The organism is Aeromonas sp. HMWF014, assembly GCF_963878295.1.
Taxonomy (GTDB): Bacteria; Pseudomonadota; Gammaproteobacteria; order Enterobacterales; family Aeromonadaceae; genus Aeromonas; species Aeromonas popoffii.
In genome coordinates this window covers 1-6,336 of sequence record NZ_CAWNYS010000520.1, presented here as the reverse complement: position 1 = coordinate 6,336, position 6,336 = coordinate 1, and the positions used below count along the sequence as shown (strand labels likewise).

Below are 6,336 nucleotides of genomic sequence, written 5' to 3'. Positions count from 1 at the left end.
ATGTAGATGGTGCGAGCCCCCCGCTTGATTTGCTCTTCATCCTTGGGGATGAAGATGGTGGCCCCGGGGGCCAGAGTGGGCAGCAACTTATTGTTCCCCGAGTCCAGGTAGGCTTTGAGATCGAACAACTCGGGGGCATCGCCATTGATCACCCGGATCCGCTCCACCCCTGCAAAACGAGTCACCCCTCCGGCCCGCATCAACAGATCGACGATAGAGTTGCCACTTTTAAAGCTGAACGCACCCGGGCTGTTCACCTCGCCAAAGACCTTGATAGCCTTGCCGGTGTCACCATCCCCCCCTGCCGCCAGGGTTGCAGCATCAAAATCAATCTGGACGTTGCCGATGAGAGGAGAGGCTGGCACGAACACCACATCGAGGGATTGCAGCGGGGGCAGCAAGCTGGCATCGCCGGTATCGAGATAGTGCTTGTAGTCGAAGTTGGAGACGGTATCGCCACGACGTACCTGCATGTTGTTGAGCTGGGCACCCGGCACCAAACCACCAGCCGCATCGAGCGCCATCTGTACATTGCCATCGGGTGCCAGATCATAGCTGCCTGGCTTTTTGACATACCCCATAACACTAATGAGCAGGCGCTTTTCCAATAGCGTGACTGTTAATTGGGAGAGGTTATTGTAGATGGGCTTGAGGGCAGTACGGATAATCTCATCCGCCTGCTGGAGCGTTTTCCCCCCCACCACCACAACACCCACCTCAGGGAGTTTCACTTCCCCTTGCTTGTTTATCTGGAAAGGCTGGTCAAAAGCGGCCTCCCCTGGCTGCACTATCGCCAGTCTATCCCCGGGAGCCAACAAGGTGGTCGCCAGCAGCGGACAGGCAAACAACAAGAAAACAAAACAAATCAATCCTTTGATAGCGCCCCGATTCATAAACATCCTTTTGCTTGTTACGTGTGCCTCCACTGACGCAAGGGAAGCCCCGACCAATCTGTGCTACAGCCTTCGCTGACTCTCTCTTCAAGATGCAAACGTACCTGTTGTAACGATTGTGCCAGCATCGTCTGACGCCAGGCAACCTCTGACCAGAGTCGACCATGCATATCCCGCACGATGTCAACACGTTGAGATTGCAACTGTTTCAACCCTGCGGGCATGCACTCACGCAGATTGGCTTGCTTCAATGTGGCTAGCTGCTTATCTAGCTCCTTTTGACGCTTATCATAACGTAACCAGATCCGCCGTTCATCCTCGTTCCGTGGCAATAGGGTAGGCCTTACCTCGGCAAGCCCCCCATAACCTTCAGGCGGCCACTGGGCGCAGCCGGATATCAGCAAGCATATCCACAAGGCACACCACCTTTTCATGATGTTGCCGCCATCATGCCGCAAGAGAGCATATAAACTTTGATACTCTCATGGCACGGGATGACTCTGTCTATATGTAACATTTCCAATAGGTCATGGGGTTGACCTGGGCCACAAATAAGCTCCAGACGATGACCTTTCATAAGCAATCTTTTATACAGGAAGACCAGGGCCCCAATACCCGATGAATCAATAAAATGAACGTCACGAAGATCGGCTAGTACATCACCAGAGTACTCTGATAACCGCTCGAACAAAGGCCGTAATTCGCTGACTGCCATCGCATCGAATTCATTCTCCAGTGCGATGACTTGGGTGTCATTGAGGGTGTAAGTCATACTTTCCATGTTCAGCTCCTTGTTTATACCTAGACAGCTCACTTTCACGACAGTTGAAGCAATGCAAAGGCTGTGCCGGATCAATAAGCCCCATAAGCTCCTAATCTATCGCCCACAAAAGCCCCACTTGAGACATCAAACCCTATTTTAGTTACTAATTTGCAACATGAATCCGCCTTTTGTTGCAAAGTGCAATGAAACTGGAACCAATCTCCTACCTCCCTGCCCGGTCAGGCCGCAAACCGGCGTTTCTCACAGATCGGCCCGTATATTGCTTACTCTCCCTTGCCGATGCTCACCATTGCCAGTATCAGCTTCGAACGGATTGATGGAGGAAGATATGAAATTCACCTTGTATGTCGCACCGCTTCTGGCCACCCTCTGCGGAGTCGTGCAGGCCACCCCCTCCCCCGACAATGCCCTGCTCAGAGTAGAAGGGAGCATCACTCAGCCCAACTACCAGCAATTGGCCTTGTGGGATAGTGCAATGCTGGATCAACTGCCCGAATACGAAATCAAGACCCACACCCCTTGGTACGACGAGGAGAAAACCTTCCGGGGTCCGCGACTCAGTGACCTACTGGCCAAGGTCGGCGCCAATGGCAAGCAGCTAACCATCACCGCCCTCAATGACTATTCCGTCCAGATACCCGCCAGCGATGCCAGCCAATACCAAGTGATCCTGGCCCGTAGCATCAATGGCAAACCCCTCTCGGTACGCGACAAAGGGCCACTATTCCTCATCTATCCCTTTGATCAATATCCTGAGCTTCGCAACAAGCTCTACTACGGTCGGGCCATCTGGCAGATCAGCCAGATCAAGGTGGAGTGAGGTATATCATGCGATCCATAGCTGCGAGTCAGCGATCACTGTTCGTGGTGCTCTGCGTCCTGTTGCTGGCCTTTGCCGGTATTGGCACCATCCAGTATCGGCAATTCCAGGACCTTCATCGCAGTACCACCCAAGGTGAAGACAACGTCATGTGGAACTATTTTCAGCTCTACAACGAGGCGTTGCGCTTTCAAAACTCCCTGCAGCATGACTCACAGGCTAAGTTTCAGCTCAGGTACGACATCATGGTTAGTCGCATGGACCTGATTCTGGAGAGTAAGGATCGCAGCCTGTTGCAAGAGACCCAGATATACCAACAGGCAAGCAAGGCGATCCTCAGTTACATTGCTCTGGCCGATATCTGGCTTGGACCAGATAAGGTCACACAACTGGACCAGACAGCGCATCAACAGTTAAACCAAGAACTGGAACAACTGCTCCCACTGCTTCATCAACTGACACTGGAGGTCAACCAGCAGGCGACCTTATTCGACGTCATCCGGCGCGATGGAGTACGAGAACAGATCATCACAACCACACTGATCGCTACCTTGCAGTTTGCCTTGCTGTTTGTGCTGGCCCTGCTCATATGGCGCCAAATGAACACATCCTATCTGCACCACAAACTGATGCAGCAACTCAACGAGAAGCTACTCCAGGCCAACCGTGAAGCAGAAGCCGGTCAGCGTGCCAAAAGTAGTTTTCTGGCCAATATGAGTCACGAAATACGCACCCCCATGAACGGCATCCTTGGCATGTTGTCACTGCTGGCAGATAGAGAGATGGCCCCCAAGGAACGGGACTATCTGGAGACTGCTCGGGAGTCGGCCAACCACCTGCTGGGACTACTCAATGACATCCTGGATATTTCCAAGTTGGAAGAGGGCCGGATCGAGCTGCTCCTCGCACCCCATCATTTACCTCATCTTTTGGAAGATATCCGAGTGCTGATGCAGAGTAGCTGCGACGAAAAGGGGATCAAACTAAACCTGACGTTGGCCCCTGATACACCAGAATGGCTGATGATGGATCCCCTGAGGGTACGTCAGATACTGTTCAATCTCCTGAGCAACGCCATCAAATTTACCCATCAGGGTGAGGTCAATATCAACATAGATAGTCGGCCACTGGATAAAGACTGCCATTCGATCAGGATTTCAATCCAGGACACAGGTATTGGCTTGAGCAAGGATCAGATAAAAAACCTATTTCAACGCTTCTCCCAAGCCGATGTTTCCATTACCCGTCAATATGGTGGTTCCGGCCTTGGCCTGGAAATATCCCGCAATCTCGCGCGTTTAATGGGAGGCGATATCTCGGTCGAGAGTCAAGATGGATTTGGGAGTACCTTCACCTATATCTGGCCTGCCCAAGCGACCATACCTTCCATTGTCTGCTTACCCTCCAAGTCAGTTAATCAGGAGAGCTATCGTATTTTGCTAGTGGATGACAATGCCACTAATCGCAAAGTAATAGGTGCCATGCTCGATTCTGTCGGCCATCAGGTCACACTGGCGATACAAGGAGAAGAAGCATTAACAAAATTGACACAAGCTACGTTTGATCTGGTATTGATGGATGTCCAGATGCCTATCATGGATGGCTTGGCGGCTACCACCCAGATACGACAATCCTCAAAACCTTGGGCTAACATTCCCATTATTGCGTTAACTGCTGATGCCATGCCAGAATCCAAACAATACTATATGTCACATGGTATGAATGGTTACATTACCAAACCGGTAAATAAAGACGTACTTATCAGCGAAATAAATAAAAATATATTTAGAAAGAAAATGTCAACTCAAAATCTAATGCATATATCATCATTGCAGTGATAATATCTCCATATCGGGGTAATGTTAAACATCCGGTCATACCTCCGTTCTGTTGATAAGGCATGGTGATGATTTTGAGACTCAGTTATTTATGGCATGGTTCACTGCCCTCGTTGCCACTCCGACCGCGTATATCGCCACGGTAAGACCCTTGCCTGTCCCCACGTTTTTCAGCTCACTTATATGACGCGCGTAAACCCGGCGTTAAAGCGAAGATTGTCGAGATGGTGTTCAACGGCTCAGGTGCCCGTGACACCGCTCGCGTCCTCAACATTGGTATTAACATCGTCCTGCGCACCTTAAAAATTCACACCAAGGCACGTAACTACCGAAAAGGTTGTGTTGGATGACGTGTCGCTTATTGGTGAACTGGATGAGTAATAGGCCTATAATGGCAACAAAAAACATCGACATTGAATTTTTTATACCTTTGATACCCAAAGAACATGTGTTGTTGCCCACACCCTGGCCAGCGCAGCGATGACACATGCCGTCGATTGTTGAGCCTGTTGGCTCCCTTCCAACTTGGCTTTATCACCAGTGATAACTGGGGAAGCAACGCCAGAGCCGTCCCACGCGAGAGACATCTGACCGTGAAAATATTCACGCAGCGTATCGAGCGTCACAACCTGACGCCCAGAACGCGCATCAAGCGACAGGCCCGTAAACCATCTTTTTCCCACTCTTTTGAAATCCATGAGAACGTCCACCACTTCAACTGATTAGAGGCATTACGACATGAAATGACACCCAGCCTTGACAGCGGAAAAACTTGTCCTATGATACGTCGATACTTCCCTTTTATTAGACAGGTTTCATATGCGAAGTTATCTTGTCGGCTTAGGGTCGGTGTTACTTTTCTCGACGACTACCCTCCATGCGGCGTCACCCACTAATGATACTGAAAATAACCTTCATTGGTGGGATACCTTTACCAACAACGTAGTAAAAACGAAGGAAGAGCCACAACATTACGAACTGTATTTGCCTTTTCTTAGTTGGCATAACCGCCTGCTATACGATGAGACAGATCATTACAATGAAATGCCATGGGGGGGCGGCATCGGCATATCACGCTATGACGAACAGGGTAACTGGCATGCACTGTATTCCATGATGTTTAAAGACTCCCATAACCACTGGCAACCGGTTGTCGGCTATGGGTGGGAAAAAGGATGGTATATGGATGACGATGAAGATGTTCGTCTAGGTTTAGGGTTTACGGCAGGGGTTACTGCACGTAAAGATATGGGTAATTACATCCCTCTGCCGCTTGTGTTACCACTTTTTTCTGCGAGTTATAAGCAAATAAGCACGCAATTTACCTATATCCCGGGGACAAAGAATAATGGAAACGTCCTCTTTGCTTGGTTACGCTACACTTTTTAACTTGGCTGTGTAACGAAACAATTTAGGACACCCACCTTTCTGAGCCAGCCACTGCTAGGCTGGCTATTTCCCCTACCAAAAATACTGACTCTAGGAAAAAGGTCAACATCAGACAAGCGAGCGTCTTTTACCTGACAAACCGCGCGTTCAAACGTGGTAATGCCTGACACCGGAACATATGCCAAAAGAGGGTAGCAAGAAGGATCTAACGGATTAGCCGGTGGCTGATGACATCGTTGCTGACCACAGTGGCGGGCGAACAGCTGACAATGCCCCTGTCACCTCAACAGCGCCACCTGTTTCAATCAGTAGGGGCCATCAAGGCCCAACTGCATCAGGATTGGGATCAGTCGAGTTGGAATATGACCCCGCTTGTCAGCCCGAATAGCACGACCGGTCCAGGAGACCAGCATCAGGTAATCAGCGAAGGCATAGGGCAGGCCGTCAGATTCGCCTTTACTGGCAAACGGCAGCAATAGTGGTGGCAAAACATCGGTGCCGGGATCCTGATCGAGACGCTGTCTGATACTTGTGTCATCACTCTGTTCGGGCTGGTTGCTCAGCGCCACCCATCCGGTATGGGCCACCGGCGGCAATGATCCCGCCGAAGAG

General features: G+C 50.4%; 5 protein-coding genes and 2 pseudogenes. 4 read left to right on the top strand and 3 right to left on the bottom strand.

Translation table 11 applies throughout. The features are described from left to right. Positions 1-893, bottom strand: an 893-nt coding sequence (locus AAC083_RS20505) for a polysaccharide biosynthesis/export family protein (RefSeq protein WP_181364838.1), incomplete at its 3' end; no start/stop codon positions are given. Between the two features lie 430 nt (positions 894-1,323). Continuing rightward, positions 1,324-1,674 (bottom strand): STAS domain-containing protein, encoded by a 351-nt coding sequence (locus AAC083_RS20500; protein WP_052449301.1) that lies wholly within the window; start codon positions 1,672-1,674, stop codon positions 1,324-1,326. Between the two features lie 331 nt (positions 1,675-2,005). On the opposite strand from AAC083_RS20500, the gene AAC083_RS20495 reads away from it, so the two are divergent. The 4 genes and pseudogenes from AAC083_RS20495 to pagP all read left to right on the top strand — a co-directional run bounded on the left by AAC083_RS20495 (position 2,006) and on the right by pagP (position 5,724). Further along, positions 2,006-2,497, top strand: a complete 492-nt coding sequence (locus AAC083_RS20495) for a molybdopterin-dependent oxidoreductase (RefSeq protein WP_042034131.1) — start codon at positions 2,006-2,008, stop codon at positions 2,495-2,497. Positions 2,498-2,505: 8 nt separating this feature from the next. Further along, positions 2,506-4,335 carry an ATP-binding protein gene (locus AAC083_RS20490; protein ID WP_108537586.1) on the top strand — a complete coding sequence of 610 codons (1,830 nt, stop codon included), beginning with the start codon at positions 2,506-2,508 and terminating at the stop codon, positions 4,333-4,335. A 96-nt stretch (positions 4,336-4,431) separates the two neighbouring features. Further along, positions 4,432-5,057, top strand: a pseudogene (locus AAC083_RS20485) (IS1 family transposase). 97 nt (positions 5,058-5,154) lie between these two features. Next, positions 5,155-5,724 (top strand): lipid IV(A) palmitoyltransferase PagP, encoded by a 570-nt coding sequence (pagP, locus tag AAC083_RS20480; protein WP_108537585.1) that lies wholly within the window; start codon positions 5,155-5,157, stop codon positions 5,722-5,724. A gap of 305 nt (positions 5,725-6,029) precedes the next feature. Here the strand turns inward: pagP and AAC083_RS20475 are convergent. Beyond that, positions 6,030-6,336: pseudogene (locus AAC083_RS20475) on the bottom strand (hypothetical protein); the annotation flags it as partial.

What these genes read in the sequence shown, in the direction of transcription:
- AAC083_RS20495 (WP_042034131.1), top strand. Translation starts at nt 2,006, where the DNA reads ATGAAATTCACCTTGTATGTCGCACCGCTTCTGGCCACCCTCTGCGGA.
- AAC083_RS20500 (WP_052449301.1), bottom strand. Translation starts at nt 1,674, where the DNA reads ATGGAAAGTATGACTTACACCCTCAATGACACCCAAGTCATCGCACTG.
- pagP (WP_108537585.1), top strand. Translation starts at nt 5,155, where the DNA reads ATGCGAAGTTATCTTGTCGGCTTAGGGTCGGTGTTACTTTTCTCGACG.
- AAC083_RS20490 (WP_108537586.1), top strand. Translation starts at nt 2,506, where the DNA reads ATGCGATCCATAGCTGCGAGTCAGCGATCACTGTTCGTGGTGCTCTGC.